17 protein-coding genes and 1 riboswitch are annotated in these 17,949 nt (G+C 58.7%); of the genes, 9 read left to right on the top strand and 8 right to left on the bottom strand.

What is annotated here, in order from left to right; all coding sequences use genetic code 11:
• Positions 1 to 159 precede the first annotated feature (159 nt).
• Entirely contained in the window at positions 160 to 567 is a 408-nt protein-coding gene (locus JFT81_RS21705; RefSeq protein WP_016984776.1) for a hotdog domain-containing protein, read from the bottom strand.
• A 197-nt stretch (positions 568 to 764) separates the two neighbouring features.
• A riboswitch (S-adenosyl-L-homocysteine riboswitch) is annotated at positions 765 to 863 on the top strand.
• Between the two features lie 23 nt (positions 864 to 886).
• On the opposite strand from JFT81_RS21705, the gene ahcY reads away from it, so the two are divergent.
• The 4 genes from ahcY to JFT81_RS21725 all read left to right on the top strand — a co-directional run bounded on the left by ahcY (position 887) and on the right by JFT81_RS21725 (position 6,432).
• Positions 887 to 2,296: an adenosylhomocysteinase gene (gene ahcY, locus JFT81_RS21710; protein ID WP_201148154.1), complete on the top strand. Its 1,410-nt coding sequence runs from the start codon at positions 887 to 889 to the stop codon at positions 2,294 to 2,296.
• A 192-nt stretch (positions 2,297 to 2,488) separates the two neighbouring features.
• Complete coding sequence (gene metF / locus JFT81_RS21715) at positions 2,489 to 3,334, top strand: methylenetetrahydrofolate reductase [NAD(P)H] (RefSeq protein ID WP_201228966.1); 846 nt, start codon at positions 2,489 to 2,491, stop codon at positions 3,332 to 3,334.
• 170 nt (positions 3,335 to 3,504) lie between these two features.
• The gene (locus tag JFT81_RS21720; protein WP_201228967.1) at positions 3,505 to 4,317 is read left to right on the top strand and encodes a transporter substrate-binding domain-containing protein; all 813 of its coding nucleotides are present in this window, start codon (positions 3,505 to 3,507) and stop codon (positions 4,315 to 4,317) included.
• Positions 4,318 to 4,539: 222 nt separating this feature from the next.
• Complete coding sequence (locus tag JFT81_RS21725) at positions 4,540 to 6,432, top strand: DEAD/DEAH box helicase (protein WP_201228968.1); 1,893 nt, start codon at positions 4,540 to 4,542, stop codon at positions 6,430 to 6,432.
• 87 nt (positions 6,433 to 6,519) lie between these two features.
• Here the strand turns inward: JFT81_RS21725 and JFT81_RS21730 are convergent, their stop codons facing one another.
• Positions 6,520 to 6,891 (bottom strand): nuclear transport factor 2 family protein, encoded by a 372-nt coding sequence (locus JFT81_RS21730; RefSeq protein ID WP_201198521.1) that lies wholly within the window; start codon positions 6,889 to 6,891, stop codon positions 6,520 to 6,522.
• Positions 6,892 to 7,019: 128 nt separating this feature from the next.
• Here JFT81_RS21730 and JFT81_RS21735 point away from each other — a divergent pair, with 128 nt between their 5' ends.
• The gene (locus JFT81_RS21735; protein WP_201228969.1) at positions 7,020 to 7,907 is read left to right on the top strand and encodes a LysR substrate-binding domain-containing protein; all 888 of its coding nucleotides are present in this window, start codon (positions 7,020 to 7,022) and stop codon (positions 7,905 to 7,907) included.
• Between the two features lie 55 nt (positions 7,908 to 7,962).
• On the opposite strand, the gene JFT81_RS21740 is transcribed toward JFT81_RS21735, so the two are convergent.
• Both JFT81_RS21740 and JFT81_RS21745 read right to left on the bottom strand, forming a co-directional pair.
• Positions 7,963 to 8,556 carry a YceI family protein gene (locus JFT81_RS21740; protein ID WP_201228970.1) on the bottom strand — a complete coding sequence of 198 codons (594 nt, stop codon included), beginning with the start codon at positions 8,554 to 8,556 and terminating at the stop codon, positions 7,963 to 7,965.
• A gap of 31 nt (positions 8,557 to 8,587) precedes the next feature.
• Entirely contained in the window at positions 8,588 to 9,139 is a 552-nt protein-coding gene (locus JFT81_RS21745) for a cytochrome b (RefSeq protein ID WP_166221461.1), read from the bottom strand.
• Positions 9,140 to 9,476: 337 nt separating this feature from the next.
• On the opposite strand from JFT81_RS21745, the gene JFT81_RS21750 reads away from it, so the two are divergent.
• A complete protein-coding gene (locus tag JFT81_RS21750) occupies positions 9,477 to 9,974 on the top strand; it encodes a hypothetical protein (protein ID WP_201228971.1) in 498 nt (165 codons plus the stop codon).
• 377 nt (positions 9,975 to 10,351) lie between these two features.
• Here the strand turns inward: JFT81_RS21750 and JFT81_RS21755 are convergent, their stop codons facing one another.
• A complete protein-coding gene (locus tag JFT81_RS21755) occupies positions 10,352 to 12,121 on the bottom strand; it encodes a flavin monoamine oxidase family protein (RefSeq protein ID WP_201228972.1) in 1,770 nt (589 codons plus the stop codon).
• Between the two features lie 222 nt (positions 12,122 to 12,343).
• On the opposite strand from JFT81_RS21755, the gene JFT81_RS21760 reads away from it, so the two are divergent.
• Positions 12,344 to 13,750 carry an adenosylmethionine--8-amino-7-oxononanoate transaminase gene (locus tag JFT81_RS21760; protein ID WP_201228974.1) on the top strand — a complete coding sequence of 469 codons (1,407 nt, stop codon included), beginning with the start codon at positions 12,344 to 12,346 and terminating at the stop codon, positions 13,748 to 13,750.
• A gap of 197 nt (positions 13,751 to 13,947) precedes the next feature.
• Positions 13,948 to 14,667 (top strand): 16S rRNA (uracil(1498)-N(3))-methyltransferase, encoded by a 720-nt coding sequence (locus JFT81_RS21765; protein WP_201228975.1) that lies wholly within the window; start codon positions 13,948 to 13,950, stop codon positions 14,665 to 14,667.
• 130 nt (positions 14,668 to 14,797) lie between these two features.
• Here JFT81_RS21765 and JFT81_RS21770 read toward each other — a convergent pair whose 3' ends face one another.
• On the bottom strand, positions 14,798 to 15,415 hold the full coding sequence (locus JFT81_RS21770; RefSeq protein WP_201148163.1) for a hemolysin III family protein: 618 nt from the start codon (positions 15,413 to 15,415) through the stop codon (positions 14,798 to 14,800).
• A 180-nt stretch (positions 15,416 to 15,595) separates the two neighbouring features.
• On the opposite strand from JFT81_RS21770, the gene JFT81_RS21775 reads away from it, so the two are divergent.
• Positions 15,596 to 16,516 carry a LysR substrate-binding domain-containing protein gene (locus JFT81_RS21775; protein ID WP_129395882.1) on the top strand — a complete coding sequence of 307 codons (921 nt, stop codon included), beginning with the start codon at positions 15,596 to 15,598 and terminating at the stop codon, positions 16,514 to 16,516.
• Between the two features lie 204 nt (positions 16,517 to 16,720).
• Here JFT81_RS21775 and madM read toward each other — a convergent pair whose 3' ends face one another.
• Both madM and madL read right to left on the bottom strand, forming a co-directional pair.
• Positions 16,721 to 17,485 (bottom strand): malonate transporter subunit MadM, encoded by a 765-nt coding sequence (gene madM, locus JFT81_RS21780; protein ID WP_201228976.1) that lies wholly within the window; start codon positions 17,483 to 17,485, stop codon positions 16,721 to 16,723.
• A gap of 1 nt (position 17,486) precedes the next feature.
• Positions 17,487 to 17,903 carry a malonate transporter subunit MadL gene (gene madL, locus JFT81_RS21785; RefSeq protein WP_201228977.1) on the bottom strand — a complete coding sequence of 139 codons (417 nt, stop codon included), beginning with the start codon at positions 17,901 to 17,903 and terminating at the stop codon, positions 17,487 to 17,489.
• Between the last annotated feature and the right edge of the window lie 46 nt (positions 17,904 to 17,949).

Consider the following 17,949-nt stretch of genomic DNA (forward strand, 5'->3'; position numbering starts at 1 on the left):
CTTGGGTGCACGCCGACAATGTAGGAGCTGCCGAATGCTGCGATCTTTTGATCTTGTTTTTTAGCGGCAAGATCAAAAGATCGCAGCCTTCGGCAGCTCCTACAGGTCAGCACAATCTCTGTGGGAGCGAGCCTGCTCGCGAAGGCCGCACCACCACTATCACTTGGTGACGAGTTCATCTTCCTGGAACTGGTCTTTGACGTATTTGATCTCGGTCCGCCCGTGCGGGGCCGGCAAGCCGTCTTCGCCGAGGTTGACGAAAACCATCTTCTCAACGGTGAGAATGCTCTTGCGGGTGATCTTGTTGCGCACTTCGCAGGTCAGGGTGATCGAGGTGCGGCCGAACTCGGTGGCGGTGATGCCCAGTTCGATGATGTCGCCCTGGCGCGAGGCGCTGACGAAGTTGATTTCGGATATGTACTTGGTCACCACGCGCTGATTACCCAACTGGACGATAGCGTAAATCGCTGCTTCCTCATCAATCCAGCGCAGCAAGCTGCCGCCGAACAGGGTGCCGTTGGGGTTCAGGTCTTCGGGTTTTACCCACTTGCGGGTGTGGAAATTCATGTTCACTCCTGAGCGTTTGCCGAAAGATGGGTGCCATCTTGGCAGACCGAGCGGTCATGCTCCATGAGGCTTCGACTATGGTCGCTATTAGCGATCTTCATTTGGCCGACAGAAACCCTTTGGAAGATCAGTTTAGACGGCTATAATCGCCCCCGTTTCAAAACGGTAACGTTCACTTGCTACCGTTTTCCCGCCACCTGTCCGAGGGGCGCTGCAGCAGGTTCAACCTGTCAGGCTCGGATGGGGCGTTGACTGGCTCAGGCCGGACACTAAACGCACAACGGCGCCCATTCGCATACATTACGAATGGAGGCTCTTCATGAGCGCTGTTATCACGCCTGCAGATTTTAACGATTACAAAGTTGCCGACATGTCCCTGGCTGCCTGGGGCCGTCGCGAAACCATCATCGCCGAATCGGAAATGCCGGCTCTGATGGGTCTGCGTCGCAAGTACTCCGGCGAACAGCCGTTGAAAGGCGCCAAGATCCTCGGCTGCATCCACATGACCATTCAGACTGCCGTGCTGATCGAAACCCTGGTTGCCCTGGGTGCCGAAGTACGCTGGTCGTCCTGCAACATTTTCTCGACTCAGGATCAGGCTGCTGCCGCTATCGCTGCTGCCGGTATCCCGGTTTTCGCCTGGAAAGGCGAAACTGAAGAAGAGTACGAGTGGTGCCTGGAACAAACCATCCTCAAGGATGGCGCACCATGGGACGCCAACATGATCCTCGACGACGGCGGCGACCTGACTCAGCTGCTGCACGACAAGTACCCACAAGTACTGGATCGCGTTCACGGCGTAACTGAAGAAACCACCACCGGCGTACACCGTCTGCTGGACATGCTGGCCAAGGGCGAGCTGAAAATCCCGGCCATCAACGTCAACGACTCGGTGACCAAGTCCAAGAACGACAACAAGTACGGCTGCCGTCACAGCCTGAACGATGCGATCAAGCGCGGTACCGACCACCTGCTGTCCGGCAAGCAAGCGCTGGTCATCGGTTACGGTGACGTGGGCAAGGGCTCGGCTCAGTCCCTGCGTCAGGAAGGCATGATCGTTAAGGTTTCCGAAGTTGACCCGATCTGCGCCATGCAAGCCTGCATGGACGGTTTCGAGCTGGTTTCGCCGTTCATCGACGGTATCAACGATGGCACCGAAGCAAGCATCGACAAAGCGCTGCTGGGCAAGATCGACCTGATCGTGACCACCACCGGTAACGTCAATGTTTGCGACTCGAACATGCTCAAAGCCCTGAAGAAGCGTGCTGTTGTCTGCAACATCGGTCACTTCGACAACGAAATCGACACCGCTTTCATGCGCAAGAACTGGGCATGGGAAGAAGTGAAGCCACAGGTACACAAGATCCACCGTACCGGCCCGGGCGCTTTCGACGCGCAGAACGACGACTACCTGATCCTGCTGGCCGAAGGCCGTCTGGTGAACCTGGGCAACGCCACCGGTCACCCGAGCCGCATCATGGACGGTTCGTTCGCCAACCAGGTGCTGGCGCAGATCTTCCTGTTCGGCCAGAAGTACGCCGACCTGTCGCCAGCCCAGAAAGCCGAGCGCCTGACCGTTGAAGTACTGCCGAAGAAACTCGACGAAGAAGTGGCCCTGGAAATGGTTCGCGGCTTCGGCGGCGTGGTCACTCAACTGACCAAGCAACAGGCTGACTACATCGGCGTCACCGTCGAAGGCCCGTTCAAGCCGCACGCTTACCGCTACTAAGACAAGAGCAGCTGCGAGCTTTTAGCTTCAAGCGGCAAGTAAAGGCCAAAAGCCGAACTTGCCGTGCGAAGCCTGAGGCTCCGCCCCTATTTCAAAACAGTGTCAGGCCGCAAGCTTCAGGCACAAGAGACCAGCGCACCCCCGCTGCTCTTGCAGCTTGAAGCTTGCAGCTTGTAGCTGGAGGTTTCCTCCATGTCCCAAGACCGTCGCTACAGCTTCGAGTTCTTCCCGACCAAGACCGATGCTGGGCATGAAAAGCTGCTCAACGTTGCCCGTCAGTTGGCAACGTACAATCCTGATTTTTTCTCCTGCACCTATGGCGCTGGTGGTTCGACGCGTGATCGCACCCTCAACACCGTTCTGCAACTGGAAAGCGAAGTCAAAGTACCGGCCGCACCGCACCTGTCGTGCGTCGGCGACAGCAAGGACGACCTGCGCGGCCTGCTGAACGAGTACAAGGCTGCCGGCATCAAGCGCATCGTTGCCCTGCGTGGCGACCTGCCGTCCGGCATGGGCATGACCAGCGGTGAGCTGCGTCACGCCAATGAACTGGTTGAATTCATTCGTGAAGAAACCGGCGATCATTTCCACATCGAAGTGGCGGCTTACCCGGAGATGCATCCGCAAGCGCGCAACTACGAAGACGATCTCGCCAACTTCGTGCGCAAGGCTCGCGCCGGCGCCGACAGCGCGATCACTCAGTACTTCTTCAACGCCGACAGCTACTTCTACTTTGTCGACCGTTTGCAGGCACTGGGCGTGGATCTGCCGATCGTGCCGGGGATCATGCCGATCACCAACTACAGCAAACTCGCGCGCTTCTCCGATGCCTGTGGTGCGGAAATCCCGCGCTGGATTCGCAAGCAGCTGGAAGCGTATGGCGATGACAGCCAAAGCATTCAGCGCTTTGGCGAGCAAGTCGTCAGCGAGATGTGCGAGCGCCTGTTGCAGGGCGGCGCACCGGGGCTGCACTTCTATTCCATGAACCAGGCTGAGCCAAGCCTGGCGATCTGGAATAACCTGAAGTTGCCTCGTTGAAACAGTTGCAAGTTTCAAGCTGAAAGCGACAAGCAAGATCAAGAGATCGCAGCCTTCGGCAGCTCCTACAGGGGTTGTTGTTGCTGCGATCTTTTGCTTTTAAAGGCGCGAAACAGAGCATGTGCTGTCACTTTCTGGCTCTTTCGCGTTTCTCGTCGTAATCTCAAGCCATGCCTTTGATCGCGCAATTATTCACGGTGCTGGTTTTTGCTTGCCTGAGCTTTGCCGCTCGGGGCGAGAAGTTGCGTATTGTCACCGAGCCGTGGGCACCTTACGTGTACGAGGAGAACGACAAAAAACTCGGTCTCGACTACGAAACCACGGCCATTGTGTTCAAGCGCCTGGGCATTGAAGTCGAATGGCAATTCCTGCCCTGGAAGCGCTGCCTGTCGATGCTCGAAACCGGTCAGGCCGACGGTGCACTGGACATCTTTCACAGCGACGAACGCGACGCTACTCTGCTCTACCCCGTCGAACCGCTGTCGGACGTCGAGTTCGTGATGTTCTATGCCAACGACCGACCGCACCCGTTCAGCAAGCTCGAAGAACTCAAAGGCCTGACCATCGGCACTTCGCCGGGTTATCTGTACAGCCCCGACTTCAGTGAATCAACGCTGTTCACCCGTGAGCCTGCACCGACACACGAGGCCAATTTCGGCAAACTGGTGCGCGGCCGCATCGACTTGCTGATCACTGATCGCCGCGTTGGCCAGCATTTGCTCGATGAGTTGAATATTCGCGATCAGATCAGCGAAAACCCCACCGTCATTAGCCGTCAGAGCCAATTTTTAGCAGTTCGGCGCAATGCCGGAATGGATTTGCTGGTGCAGCGCTTTGGTGCCGAACTCAAGCGTTTCAAGCGTGAACCGGCCTACGCCGAGCTGAGCGCGCGCTACGGCGCGGCGCCCGCCAATACCGCGCCGCTGGGCAATGCCTCGGTCAGCAGCAAAACCGTTGAGCAGCAGGAAAGCAGCGCGCAGTGATTGCTCTGTTATACTCCGGCGTTCCCGCCAGGCTCACGCCCGGACGCCCGGAACCGTAACAGGCCTCTCGACCCGCTACAGCGCAGCTTTGCAGCCCGCGCGAGCGCTCCTGACGTGCCTTCGGAACCGCAGCAGGACCGGACGGGATTGCGTCCTCTTAAACGTGATTCGCGCCAGGCAAGACTCCCATTGGGCCAAGCCCTAACTAAAACAGGATTACTCATGTCCTTTGCTTCCCTCGGTCTCTCCGAGGCTTTAGTCCGCGCCATCGAAGATGCGGGCTATACCGAGCCTACTCCGGTGCAACAGCGGGCCATTCCCGCCGTGTTGCAAGGTCGCGACCTGATGGTTGCGGCTCAGACAGGTACTGGTAAAACCGGCGGTTTCGCCCTTCCGATCCTGGAGCGGTTGTTCCCGAATGGTCACCCGGACAAATCCCAGCGTCACGGCCCGCGCCAACCGCGCGTACTGGTCCTGACCCCGACCCGCGAACTCGCGGCCCAAGTTCACGAGAGCTTCAAGATCTACGCCCGTGACCTGAAATTCGTCAGCGCCTGCATCTTCGGCGGCGTCGGCATGAACCCACAGGTTCAGGCCATGTCCCGTGGTGTTGACGTGCTCGTTGCCTGCCCGGGTCGTTTGCTCGACCTCTGCGGCCAGGGCAGCGTTGACCTGTCCCACGTTGAAATCCTCGTCCTCGACGAAGCCGACCGCATGCTCGACATGGGTTTCGTGCACGACGTGAAGAAAGTCCTCGCGCGCCTGCCGTCCAAGCGTCAGAACCTGCTGTTCTCGGCGACGTTCTCCAAGGACATCACCGACCTCGCCGGCAAGCTGCTGCACAACCCGGAACGCATCGAAGTGACGCCGCCGAACACCACGGTCGAGCGCATCGAACAACGCGTCTTCCGTCTGCCGGCCAGCCACAAACGTGCGCTGCTGGCGCACCTGATCACCGCCGGCGCGTGGGAACAGGTGCTGGTGTTCACCCGTACCAAGCACGGCGCCAACCGTCTGGCCGAGTACCTGGACAAACACGGCCTGCCGGCTGTGGCGATCCACGGTAACAAGAGCCAGAACGCGCGCACCAAAGCGCTGGCCGACTTCAAGGCCAACCAGGTGCGCATTCTGGTCGCCACCGACATCGCCGCACGCGGTCTGGACATCGATCAGTTGCCACACGTTGTCAACTTCGAACTGCCGAACGTCGATGAAGACTACGTGCACCGTATCGGCCGTACGGGCCGTGCCGGTCGTTCGGGCGAGGCGATCTCGCTGGTTGCCCCGGACGAAGAAAAACTGCTGAAAAGCATCGAACGCATGACCAAGCAGAAAATCGCCGACGGCGACCTGATGGGCTTCGATTCGAGCACCATTGAAGCCGAGAAGCCAGAAGTGCGTGAGCGTCCGGACGTGCGCAACCCGCGCAATCCACGTGGCCCACGCGGCGATGGCCCGAATGGCGGCGGCGGTGGCGGCGGTCGTAAAGACAAAGGCAAAGACAAGGGCAAGGAAAAACCTGCCGGTGAACGTGGCGAGCGCCCTGCCCGTCAGCAGAAACCTCGCGAAGGTACTCCGGCCCGTGAACAGCGTCAGCCATCGCAGCCGCCACGCGCCGCTGCCGATCGCGCACCGGACGAGTTCCTCGACGACGATATCGATAACTTCGGTAACCGCGTTGATTACGTGCCGAAGCCAGCCCCGGCTGGCGGTCGCGGCCGTCGTCCAGGTGCACCGGCTCAAGGTGCAGGCGCAGGCGCAGGTTCGGGCGCACCACGCGGCGGTCAGTCGCAAGGTCGTCAGAATGGCCCGCGCAACAGCAACGGCTCAAGCACCGGCACTCCACCGGCCAAACGCAGCGGCCCGCGCAACGGCGCACCGCGTGATGGTCAATCGGCTCGTCGCGACGACTCGTCCTCGTCTTCGCGCAACCGCCGCCCGGCCCGTGACGATCAGCCACGTACCGAACCGGCCGTGCAGAACCCGCGCAGCACTGGCCCGAAGATCATGCACAAGGAGTCGAAGGCTGATCGCTTCCCGACACCTGAGCAGCTTGATCAACTGCCAAGCCGTCCACGCGGCGAAAAACCGGCATTGCTGACCCGCAATCGCTGAGTGACCCCTCACAAAAACGCCCCGACTGGTTCGGGGCGTTTTTGTTTAGAGCGGTCAATTCGATTGCCCTCTCTCACAGCCTGACAATCACGCCACGCTGCCTTGTTTATGGAAGAGCTTGGCGAAAATCATCCATTTGCCTTGCACTTTCATCACGTTCAGATAGTCGACCATAATATTGTCGAACAGTCGCAGACGTACCTTAACCATCGCCATTTCCGGCGACATCACATCGATCATCAGAATCTCGTCCAGGCTCGCAAATCCGCGCTCTTGCGGCGATTCGCGTCCTTGCACCATGGCGCGATATTGCGCGAAGGGCCGCACGGTCACTTCCCCGTCCTGAGCACTGTAGAGGACACAGCCAGGGTGGAAAACTTCGTCGAAGCCCTGTAAATCCTGGGTTTGCAACACGCTGAAGTAGTTCTCCAGCATTGCCTTGATTTCATTGATTAGCATGGACAGATCCTAGTCGAAGGGGCACGAAGTCATTAACGCCCACCGGGGCGTGCGGTGGATTATTCGCAACCTCGACAACCCACGTATAGCGGCGTTTTTTGCCCGGTTCAGTGAATGGAATTCAACTATTGAAACTCCCTCCGTTAGCCGCCCTTCGGGCGTTCGAAGCCCTCGCAAGACTGGGCAAGGTCAACCTCGCCGCCACCGAACTGCACGTCACCCACAGCGCCGTCAGCCACCAGATACGTTCACTGGAGGAATACCTGGGTATCAACCTGACTGAGCGCAACGGTCGTGGCGTAACGCTGACCGAAGAGGGGCGTGTTTACGCTTATCAGATCCGCCAATCGCTCGGTGAAATCGCCGGCGTCACAGAAAAATTCCTGTACAGAACCCGACACCCACAACTGTCCCTCTCGGTGCTGCCGTCCTTTGGCATGTTCTGGTTGCTGCCGCGCCTGCAAGGATTTCTCGACGCTCACCCTGGCTTGCGCCTGAAACTGGTGGCCAGCATGGAGCTGTCCAGTTTCGAGGGCGAAATCATCGACGCCGCCATTCGGTTCGGCCATGGAAAATGGCCAGATGTACACTGCGAACCGCTGATGTCAGATTCATTGATCGTCGTCGCGGCCCCTCAATTCAATCACGGGCGCTTGCCGACTGACGCCGCTTCCGTCCTTGAGCACCCGCTGCTTCACGCCAGTGAAAGCTGGTCGACATGGCTGATGGCGGGAGGCGTCGAGCAAACCCGCCCCCCGGCGGCACTCGAATTCACTGATTCAACGTTGATGCTGGAAGCCGCGCGCCTGGGCTACGGCGTTGCACTGACGCGCCGATCCATTGCTCACGCCATGATCCAGCGCGGGCAACTGGTCAGGCTGACCGACGTCGAACCCGTGCACGCATCCCGATATTTCATGCTGTGGCCAACTCATTCCAGACGTTCGGCACAGCTGGCGAGCTTGCTGACGTGGCTGCGCCAGCAAATCATCGAGTATCAAGACAGTATTGCCTGAACGCCAGACAGCAAAACGCCGACCCGAAGGTCGGCGTTCTGATGGCGCAATCTACTTACTTGGCTTTCACGCCTTCGAAAGAGATGTACAGGTCGACATTGTCGGACTGTGGGCCCAGGTCCATCATCTTGCCGAAATCAGAGCGCTTGATGCTGGTGGTGCCTTCGAAGCCGGCACGGTAGCCGCCCCATGGATCCTTGCCTTCGCCCAGGAACACAGCTTTAACCACGATTGGCTTGGTCACGCCGTGCAGAGTCAGGTCGCCGGTCACGTCAGCAGTGTCTTTACCCGCGGCGTTCTTGCCGGTGGATTTGACGCTGGTGGAGACGAACTTGGCGTCAGCGAATTTGCCCACGTCCAGGAAGTCTTTGCTGGCGATGTGCTTGTCGCGTTCGGCGTGGTTGGTGAATACGCTGGCGGTTTTCACGTTGAATTCGATTTTGCTGTCTTCAGGCTTGGCAGCGTCGAAGCTGAACTTGCCGTCGATGTCCTTGAAGGTACCGGTGATGTAGCTGTAGCCCAAGTGGCTGATCTTGAAGTCGACGAAGGCGTGCTGGCCTTCTTTGTCGACGGTGTAGTCAGCAGCCATCACGTTTGCCGACAGCACGGCAGAACCGATTGCCAGAGCGGCCAGAGTCTTTTTCAACATGCTTTCTTTTCCTTTGAGTCGAGGTTGAATTTCAGGCTTTGCGACCGAGCATTCGCGTCAGGGTCGCATCACGATCGATAAAGTGGTGCTTCAATGCTGCCAACGCATGAAGGCCGGAAAAAATTACCAGCGCCCACGCCAGCCAGAGATGAATCACCCCAGCGGTATCTGCCTGATCCGGTAGCCCGGAAACCAGTGCAGGAACTTCAAACAGGCCAAACACCGGGATCCCGACACCGTCTGCGGTGGAAATCAGGTAACCGGCAATCATCACAGCGAACAGCGCCAGATACAAAAACCCGTGGCCGAATTTGGCGCCGATACGGGTCATGCGGCTGTAGCTCTGCAGCGTCGGCGGCGGTGGGCTGATAAAGCGCCACAACACCCGCAACACCATCACGCCCAGCAGCACCAGACCAATGCTCTTGTGCAGATCCGGCGCGTCTTTGCGCCAGGTGCTGTAGTAATCCAGCCCGACCATCCACAGACCCAGCGCGAACAGCCCGAAGACCACCAGCGCCACACCCCAGTGCATGAAGATGCTGACCCAACCATAGCGCGAAGAAGAGTTACGTAGCTGCATTGCCCAAATCCTGTGAGAACTGCGAACCAAGACTAGCGAGTTATCTATCGAATTAAAGCGGAAAATTTCGCTTTGAAATATCGAGAAATACGATCAAGAGTCTGTAAGTGGCGTGTTAAGGAAAGATTAAAGGTGATTTTTTCATGGCGTGCAGGGCACCCAGCCAGCTGAATCCATCCTTTCACTGCGGCGCGGCGCGACCCGAGGTGTGGGCCTGCCATGGCACTCATGACAGATTGGCAAACGAAAACTTTTTCCGAATATATATATGTAGTGCAGATTGCCTGTACGAACCTGATCAAATCAATTTTCAATCATTCATTTATCAGGTGAAAATATGGCTCTTCCATATGTTCCGTTTCAAGCAAGTGGTTCATCCACATTACCCGCCAATCAAACGATGTCACCGGTTCAATATTTGCAGTCCGACAACGGTCGATTCCGCTTAATTCTACAGGCCGATGGGAATTTGGTAATCAAGGAGGGTGAAGCTTTGATCTGGGTTGCAAATGAACATCAACCTTACAGTAAAACTTTGCAGCAGAAACGCATGCGCGAACCTCTGCAGTTCGTCATCAGCAATAGCGGCTTTCTCTATGATCCGTCAAGACGCCGTCTTTGGATTGCCGAAAGCACCCACAGCATTGACAAGTCACTCTGGTACAACACTTGTATGACTATCCAGGAGGATGGAGTTCTGGTCATTTATGATCAGCGCACTGGCGATCCACGCTGGGCACGCTTTGGTTTTGTCCCGGGGCGAATGTCAAAGCCGAAGCAAAGATGGCTGAGAACATTACCGGACGGTACGCAAGTCTACAAATGGGACTTTTAACAGACCGGGCACTTTCGTCTTTCGCTTAGTTCTTGAGAACAGGCGGCGGTTGTAAACAATCCGCGCTATAAGGATCTATCTTGCATTTATGGGCTAGCTCCGCGCCATAGCCTCCAGGAAAGAAACGGCCATTTGCGCAGCCGTAAAGCGTCATCAACACGAGCATTAACGTAAATATCTTCATAACGGGTCATCTCCAATTTATACCAGCATAAAATTCGAAGTCGCGTACCCGCTATCATTTCGTTCTGATTATTTTGTGGGAAACATCCTGTACAGAGGTAAGCCTTGAGAGTGCACAGGAAAGGCTAAAACTGTCAGTTTAATTGCAAAAAAAACGCGGCCCATATGGCCGCGTTTTTTATTGGAGCGAAGGCTTACTGCGCCTTGGTCTCGGTCGTTGCCGCTGGCTTGGCCGCTGGCTTCTTCGCCGGCTCAGCCTTTTTCGCTGCTGGCTTGGCCGCAGGCTTTTTCGCGTCGGTTTTAGCCGCCGGCTTCTTCGCCGCTGGCTTGGCTGCCGCTTTCTTCGCCGGTTCAGCTTTCACCGGGGTCGCTGGCTTCGGTGCTTCCACCGGCGCTGGCGCAGGTGCCGGGGTTGGCGCAGGCGCTGGAGCGACGGGTGCTGGCGCCGGCTCAGGTGCCTTGGCTGGCTCCGGTTTCTTGTCGTCATCCGAACCGCCGAACAGATTAGTGAAGAAGTTTCCCTTCTTCGCCGCCACGGCACCCGCCGCGCCTGCCGCTGCTGCAGCCGGAACCACTTTGGCTGGCTCGAACGATTTGCCTGCCGCCAGATCTTCAACCTGACTGGCCGCACGCTGACCGGTGCGCAGGGCGCCTTCCAGCGTGCCCGGGTACAAGGTGTCGGTGTGTTCGCCAGCGAACGCTACGCGTTGCAGCGGACGTTCCCAAATGCGCCAGAACTTGCTGATCTGGCCCGGGCCGTAAGCCAGGTACGCGCCGCCCATCGACGGGTCGGTGCTGTAGCGACGGATTTCATAACCGGTGAACGAACCACGGGCCTGTGGATAAAAAGCGTGCAGACGGATCAGCACCTGATCGACCATCTGCTTGTCGCCGAACGCCTGCATTACGCGAGCGTTGTCGCCAGACAGGTTGATCACCACGTTGGCGCCGCCCTTCAGGGCAGGTTCGATCCACAACATGCCCAGACCGGCGTTGCTGTAGATCTCGCCGGACATACGCGCCTTGGGTTCCCACACTGGCGTCTTGAACTTCAGCATGACCTGGTCGCGCCAGCCGTAGTTGGTGCCTTTGATCGCGGCCATGTGCTGAGCATCCAGCGCCGGCGTCAGCGCAATCTTGTTCAGCGCACGCAGCGGCACGGCCAACACGACGTAATCGGCCTGGTAGCCGACACTGCCGACTTTGACGGTCACGCCGTCCTTGTCCTGAACGATCGCGGACACTGGCGAGTTGGTCTTGATGGTTTTGATCTGTTTGACGAAGGCCTGCGCCAGCACCTGGCTGCCGCCGACCAGACGCGAGGCGCGCAGATCACGGTCGGAGATGCCGCGATACACGCGGTTCTGCTGCGCGAAGTACAGCAGCGACAGACGCGAAGGCTCGTCGTAGTGGGTGCGAATGTCCTGGTTGATCAACTGACGCGCGGTGGCCGGCAGGTTCTGCTTGTCGAGCCAGCTCGCCACAGTGATCTGATCCAGCGCGTGCAGGGTATTGGTCGCCGCCGGGTTCTGCGGGTCGTCGATCGAGCGCGCCAGATCGTCGAGGGTTTTCTGGTAACGCTTCAAGGCATCGGCGGTGGCCGGTTGCCTGGTCGCCAGATCAGCGGCGGAGAAGTACTCGCCGTCGATCAGATAACCCGGCGTACGCACGAATTCCGGCGCTGGCGTGGTGCCCAGCTTGAACGTCGAGACGTACTTGTTCAGCACCGGCTGCGTCTTGTCGTTGCCGATCCACTCGCTGGTGGCCATGCCCGAGCGACCGCCCATGCTCGGTTTGGCTTCCAGCAGCGTGACCTGCCAGCCCTTGTTTTGCAGCTCGTAAGCCGCGGTCAGACCCGACAGGCCGCCGCCGATCACGATTGCGGTTTTATCCTTGGCCAGCGCGGTAACGCTGAACAGCCCCAACATCACCAGCGCACAGGCGCGCAGCCAACCGACAGACATTCAGCGAACTCCGGAAAACACGTAGGAAAAAGCAGTTTTGCGGGTCAGACGACCCAAAGAACCGCGAAGAATACGTCAGCCATCAAAACGCCGCCAGCGACGTCTATCGGCCCATACAAAGTAGCTCAATCGACACAATGGGTTGTCCCGACGCGACGCATTGCATAGGCTTGCCCGATTGTTTGCCCGCGCCTGACGCGAGCCGCCTCGAGGAGACTGTAAATGGGCTTTAATAATCAGTGGATGCAACGCGATCTCGCGGTGTTGTGGCATCCCTGCACCCAGATGAAAGACCACGAACAGCTGCCGCTGATCCCGATCAAGCACGGTGAAGGCGTCTGGCTCGAAGACTTCGAGGGCAAACGCTACCTCGATGCGGTCAGTTCCTGGTGGGTCAACGTGTTCGGCCACGCCAACCCGCGAATCAACCAGCGCATCAAGGATCAGGTCGACCAACTGGAGCACGTGATACTTGCCGGCTTCAGCCATCAACCGGTGATCGAACTGTCCGAGCGTCTGGTGAAGATGACCCCTGAGGGCCTGAATCGGGTGTTCTACGCCGATAACGGTTCGTCCTGCATCGAAGTCGCGCTGAAAATGAGCTTTCACTACTGGCTCAATCGCGGTCAACCGAACAAGAAACGCTTCGTCACCCTGACCAACAGCTACCATGGCGAAACCATGGCGGCGATGTCGGTCGGCGACGTGCCGCTGTTCACCGAAACCTACAAAGCGCTGCTGATGGACACCATCAAAGTGCCGAGCCCGGATTGCTACGGGCGCCCCGAAGGCATGAGCTGGGAACAACACTCGCGCAACATGTTCGCGGCCATGGAACAGGCTTTGGCCGAGCATCATGACAGCGTCGCGGCAGTGATCGTCGAGCCGTTGATTCAGGGCGCTGGCGGTATGCGCATGTACCACCCGGTGTACCTCACGCTGCTACGCGAAGCCTGCGACCGTTACGGCGTGCACCTGATCCTCGACGAAATCGCCGTCGGCTTCGGTCGCACCGGGACGATGTTCGCCTGCGAACAGGCCGGCATCCGTCCGGACTTCCTCTGCCTGTCCAAGGCCCTGACCGGCGGCTATCTGCCGCTGGCCGCGTGCCTGACCACCGACGAGGTCTACAGCGCGTTCTACGACGACTATCCAACCCTGCGCGCCTTCCTCCACTCACACAGCTACACCGGTAACCCGCTGGCGTGCGCGGCGGCATTGGCGACGCTGGATATCTTCGAGCACGACAACGTCATCGAGAACAACAAGGCACTGGCTCAGCGGATGGCCTCGGCCACCGCGCACCTGATCGATCATCCGAACGTGTCCGAAGTGCGCCAGACCGGCATGGTGTTGGCGATCGAGATGGTCAAGGATAAAGCCACGAAAGAGGCTTACCCTTGGCAGGAGCGTCGCGGTTTGAAGGTGTTCCAGCATGCGCTGGAGCGTGGCGCGCTGCTGCGGCCATTGGGCAGTGTGGTGTATTTCCTGCCGCCGTACGTGATCACCCCCGAGCAGATCGACTTCCTCGCCGAAGTCGCCAGCGAAGGCATCGACATCGCCACGCGTGACAGCGTCAGCGTGGCGGTGCCAAAAGACTTCCACCCCGGCTTCCGCGATCCAGGCTAAACCTTCACAAGTCCCCTGTGGCGAGGGGATTTATCCCCGTTCGGCTGCGCAGCAGTCGTGAAATCACCACACGCGGTACTCCTGACTCACCGCGTGAGCAGATTTTGGGGTGGCTTCGCCACCCAACGGGGATAAATCCCCTCGCCACAAAAGCTCTGCACCACAGCGACTATGAGCCATTTTTTTAGAGACCCGAAATGAGACTGTCCCGCTTCTTTATCGACGCCCCCCTGAGCACCGGCGAACACGAATTGCCGGAAGCCCAGGCGCATTACATCAGCCGCGTGCTGCGCATGGCCGAGGGCGATGCGGTGCAGCTGTTCGACGGTTCCGGTCACGAATTTCGCGGTTCCTTGCGGGAAGTCGGCAAGAAGCGCGTAACCGTGCAAATCGACGAGCAATTCGCCGGTCAGGTCGAATCGCCGCTGCACATCCACCTCGGCCAGGGCCTGTCCCGTGGTGAGCGGATGGACTGGGCGATTCAGAAAGCCACTGAGTTGGGCGTGAATGAAATCACCCCGATCTTCAGCGATCGCTGCGAAGTCCGCCTCAAGGACGAACGCGCCGACAAACGCCTGCAGCATTGGCGTCAGGTGGCGATCAGCGCGTGTGAGCAATGTGGGCGTTCGCGGGTACCGGTGATTCATCCGCCGGTGTTGCTTGCGGACTGGATCAAGCAGACCGACGCCGAGTTGAAACTGGTGCTGCACCCGGTGGCGGAGCCGCTGGTGAGCCATGCCAAACCGGCGACGCTGGCGTTCCTGATCGGGCCTGAAGGCGGTTTGACTGACGCCGAAGTCGAGCAGGCCAAAGGTAACGGCTTCCACGCCGCCCGCCTCGGCCCACGCGTGCTGCGCACTGAAACTGCGCCGGTGGTTGCACTGGCGGTGGCCCAGCAACTTTGGGGTGATTTCTAATCCACAAATGGAATACGTTCCCCTGTAGGAGTGAGCCTGCTCGCGATGGCGTCCTGTCAGTCGACAGCGTTTGTGGCTGATGCACCCCCATCGCGAGCAGGCTCACTCCTACAGGGGGATGGTGGCGTGTCTAGAGGACGTAGAACAAAATCGCCACAAAGTGCAGCAAACTCCCGGCAATCACGAACAGATGCCAGATCCCATGCGCATGCCGCAGCCGGTGATCGAGGGCAAAAAAGATAATCCCCACGGTGTACAAAACCCCGCCCGACGCCAGCCAGGCAAACCCGGTCGTGCCCAGCGCCGCGATCAACGGCTTCACCGCCACCAGCACAATCCAGCCCATCACCGCATAAATCACGATCGACAGAATCCGTGCCTCCGAACGCGGTTTGATCTCTTGCAGAATGCCGATCAGCGCCAACCCCCAGACAATCCCGAACAACGTCCAGCCCCACGGCCCGCGCAGGGTCACCAGGCAGAACGGCGTATAGCTGCCAGCAATCAACAGGTAGATCGAAAAGTGATCAACCTTCTTCATGATCGCTTTCTTGCGCCCGCGCACGCTGTGGTACACGGTCGAGGCGCTGTAGAGCACCAGCAAGGTAAACGCGTAGATCGCCACACTGACAATCTTCCACGGGCTGCCGTCGAGGCTGGCGATTACCAGCATCCAGACGCCGCCGACAAATGCCGCCACCGCCCCGACCAGATGCGTCCAGGCGTTGAGTTTTTCCCCGTGATACATGTCTCGCTCACCTCCAAATTCATTACCGCAGCGCGCAAGGCTCGGGCCTTGAGCGTAAAAGCGCAATGTTTCTGTTCAATGCCAGGATCAAAAGATCGCATTCCAATGCAGGAGCTGCCGAAGGCTGCGATCTTTTGATCTTCCGTGCACAATCGGCCGACATAAGAAAGAGTCCGCGCCATGCTGATCGACGAAGAATTGACCCTGAAAAAACTCGAGGTGTTCCTCGCTTTCATGCGCACCGGCAACCTCGCCCGCGCCGCTGCCGAGTTGCAGACCAGCAATGTCAGCGTGCACCGCGCGATTCACTCGCTGGAAAGCGCCCTGCGCTGCCCGCTGTTCAAACACGAAGGTCGCAACCTGACGCCGCTGGAAAGTGCTTACGTACTTGAAGAACGCGCGCAGAAACTGATCAATGACGTGGTCGAAAGCGTGCGCCTGACCCGCGAAGCCGCCGGGTTCTCCGCTGAACGTTTCAAACTCGGGTCTCTGTATTCGCTAACAGTGAAAACCGTGCCGCAACTGATCATGGGCCTGAAAATCCGCCGCAGTGAACTCAATATCGACCTGATCCTCGGCTCGAACATCGACCTGCTCTACAAGCTGAAAAACATGGAAGTCGACGCGATCCTGGTGTCGCTGGACGACAGCATCAACGACCCGGATTGCGAGCAGATTGCGCTGTTTTCCGATGACATCTTTCTCGCCACACCGGCAGATTCAAAATTCGCCCAGCGCAGTGAAGTGGATTTGGCGGAAGTGCGCGATGAAACGTTCATCACCCTGACCCAGGGCTTTGCCACCCATCAGGACGGCAACCGGGTGTTCAAGCAGGCGGGGTTCGAACCGAAAGTGGCGATGCAGGTGAATGACATTTTCACCCTGCTGAGCATGGTCAGTTCCGGAGTCGGTTATGCGTTGCTGCCAGGAAGGATTGCAGCGGTGTACGAGAACCGGGTGAAGCTGATTCCGTTACAGGAGAAGTATCGGTTGCAGCAGCACATTGGTGTGGTGTTTTTGAAGGCCAAGGAGAGGGATCCGAATTTGCTGGCGTTGCTGGCGGAGTGTCGGATGTATGCGAATCGGCAGGTCGGGGTTTAGATCAAGATCAAGAGCTACCCCCTCACCCCAGCCCTCTCCCCCAAGGGGGCGAGGGGGAAAGGGAGCAGATCGGGGGCTTTTCAGAACCTGAGTTCGACTCAGGGCTTTCAGGTCGGCGTACCTCCAACATCCACCGCGATCAGTCCCCTCGCCCTACGGGCGGTCCGACGTTTCGGGAGGGCTAGGGTGAGGGGCTTGTGATCTTCAGCCCACAATCCCGCGAACAATGAAGAACAACAACGATGGCCCCAGCAAACACCCAAGCCCGGTATGGAACGTCGCCGTCAACGCCCCATAAGGCACCAACCGCCTATCCGTCGCCGCCAGCCCGGCAGTCACGCCACTGACAGTGCCCGCCAAACCACCAAACACCATCGCCGAGCGCGGGTTATCCAGGCCCATCCAGCGCGCCGCTACAGGCGTGCCAACCATCACCAGAATCGCCTTGATCAACCCGGTGGCAATCGACAGCGCCATCACATCCGAGGTCGCGCCAATCGCCGCGCCCGTCACCGGCCCGACGATATAAGTCACCGCGCCCGCGCCAATAGTGGTCATGCTCACCGCATCGCGATAACCAAATGCCCAGGCCATGCACGCGCCGACAATGAACGGCAGAATCGTGCCCAACAGCAACGCGACCACACCAATCAACCCGGCCTTCTTCGCCTCGGTCGCCTGCACTTCAAACGCCGTGGCCACAATCGCAAAGTCACGCAACATCGCCCCGCCCATCAGGCCGATACCTGAGAACAACGTCAGATCCGCCAGGCCTTTCTGGCCGCCGGTCATGGTGCCGCCGACCCACGCCAGCACCAGGCCGATGACGATGGCAATCGCCGAGCCGTGAACACGTCCGAACGTCAGGCGCTTAGAGAGCACCACCGACACCCACATGATCACGCCGACAAAAGCGAAGGCAGTGACCAGCCCGTTATGTTCCAGACCTTTCTCGATGAGATCCCACATATCAGCGGCCTCCTACTGGAGTGCCGACCGGCGTGATTTCCGCCGGTTCATCGGGTAATGGTTCACCCTTGTGGGTGCGGCTGATCAAAGCAATCGTGCAGCCGCAGACCACTACCGAACCAATCGCCGCCAGCACCGCCACCGTGCCGCCATGCAATGCGGTGACAACGTTCTGTTGCGCCGCCATTGCCACCACCACCGGAATGTACATCGCGCCCCAGAAGCCGACGCCCATCTCGCAATCCTTGGTCATGCCGCCGCGCTTCTGCATCCACAACCGTGCGCAAATCAGCAGGATCATGGCGATGCCGACCCCGCCGACATTGGACTTCACACCCAGCAACACGCCGAGCATGTCACCCATGATCACCCCTGCCAGCGTACAGATCGCGAGCAGCGCCACACCGTAAATAATCATTGTTGTAGTCCTCAAAGTGCATCGTCGAATGTTGTTTTTGTTGTTC

Origin of the sequence: Pseudomonas sp. TH43 (assembly GCF_016650635.1) — a bacterium.
Taxonomy (GTDB): Bacteria; Pseudomonadota; Gammaproteobacteria; order Pseudomonadales; family Pseudomonadaceae; genus Aquipseudomonas.

Excerpts from the sequence above, each read along its gene's own strand:
- JFT81_RS21705 (WP_016984776.1), bottom strand. The coding sequence starts at position 567 with ATGAATTTCCACACCCGCAAGTGGGTAAAACCCGAAGACCTGAACCCC.
- ahcY (WP_201148154.1), top strand. The coding sequence starts at position 887 with ATGAGCGCTGTTATCACGCCTGCAGATTTTAACGATTACAAAGTTGCC.
- metF (WP_201228966.1), top strand. The coding sequence starts at position 2,489 with ATGTCCCAAGACCGTCGCTACAGCTTCGAGTTCTTCCCGACCAAGACC.
- JFT81_RS21720 (WP_201228967.1), top strand. The coding sequence starts at position 3,505 with ATGCCTTTGATCGCGCAATTATTCACGGTGCTGGTTTTTGCTTGCCTG.
- JFT81_RS21725 (WP_201228968.1), top strand. The coding sequence starts at position 4,540 with ATGTCCTTTGCTTCCCTCGGTCTCTCCGAGGCTTTAGTCCGCGCCATC.
- JFT81_RS21730 (WP_201198521.1), bottom strand. The coding sequence starts at position 6,891 with ATGCTAATCAATGAAATCAAGGCAATGCTGGAGAACTACTTCAGCGTG.
- JFT81_RS21740 (WP_201228970.1), bottom strand. The coding sequence starts at position 8,556 with ATGTTGAAAAAGACTCTGGCCGCTCTGGCAATCGGTTCTGCCGTGCTG.
- JFT81_RS21745 (WP_166221461.1), bottom strand. The coding sequence starts at position 9,139 with ATGCAGCTACGTAACTCTTCTTCGCGCTATGGTTGGGTCAGCATCTTC.
- JFT81_RS21750 (WP_201228971.1), top strand. The coding sequence starts at position 9,477 with ATGGCTCTTCCATATGTTCCGTTTCAAGCAAGTGGTTCATCCACATTA.
- JFT81_RS21755 (WP_201228972.1), bottom strand. The coding sequence starts at position 12,121 with ATGTCTGTCGGTTGGCTGCGCGCCTGTGCGCTGGTGATGTTGGGGCTG.
- JFT81_RS21760 (WP_201228974.1), top strand. The coding sequence starts at position 12,344 with ATGGGCTTTAATAATCAGTGGATGCAACGCGATCTCGCGGTGTTGTGG.
- JFT81_RS21765 (WP_201228975.1), top strand. The coding sequence starts at position 13,948 with ATGAGACTGTCCCGCTTCTTTATCGACGCCCCCCTGAGCACCGGCGAA.
- JFT81_RS21770 (WP_201148163.1), bottom strand. The coding sequence starts at position 15,415 with ATGTATCACGGGGAAAAACTCAACGCCTGGACGCATCTGGTCGGGGCG.
- JFT81_RS21775 (WP_129395882.1), top strand. The coding sequence starts at position 15,596 with ATGCTGATCGACGAAGAATTGACCCTGAAAAAACTCGAGGTGTTCCTC.
- madM (WP_201228976.1), bottom strand. The coding sequence starts at position 17,485 with ATGTGGGATCTCATCGAGAAAGGTCTGGAACATAACGGGCTGGTCACT.
- madL (WP_201228977.1), bottom strand. The coding sequence starts at position 17,903 with ATGATTATTTACGGTGTGGCGCTGCTCGCGATCTGTACGCTGGCAGGG.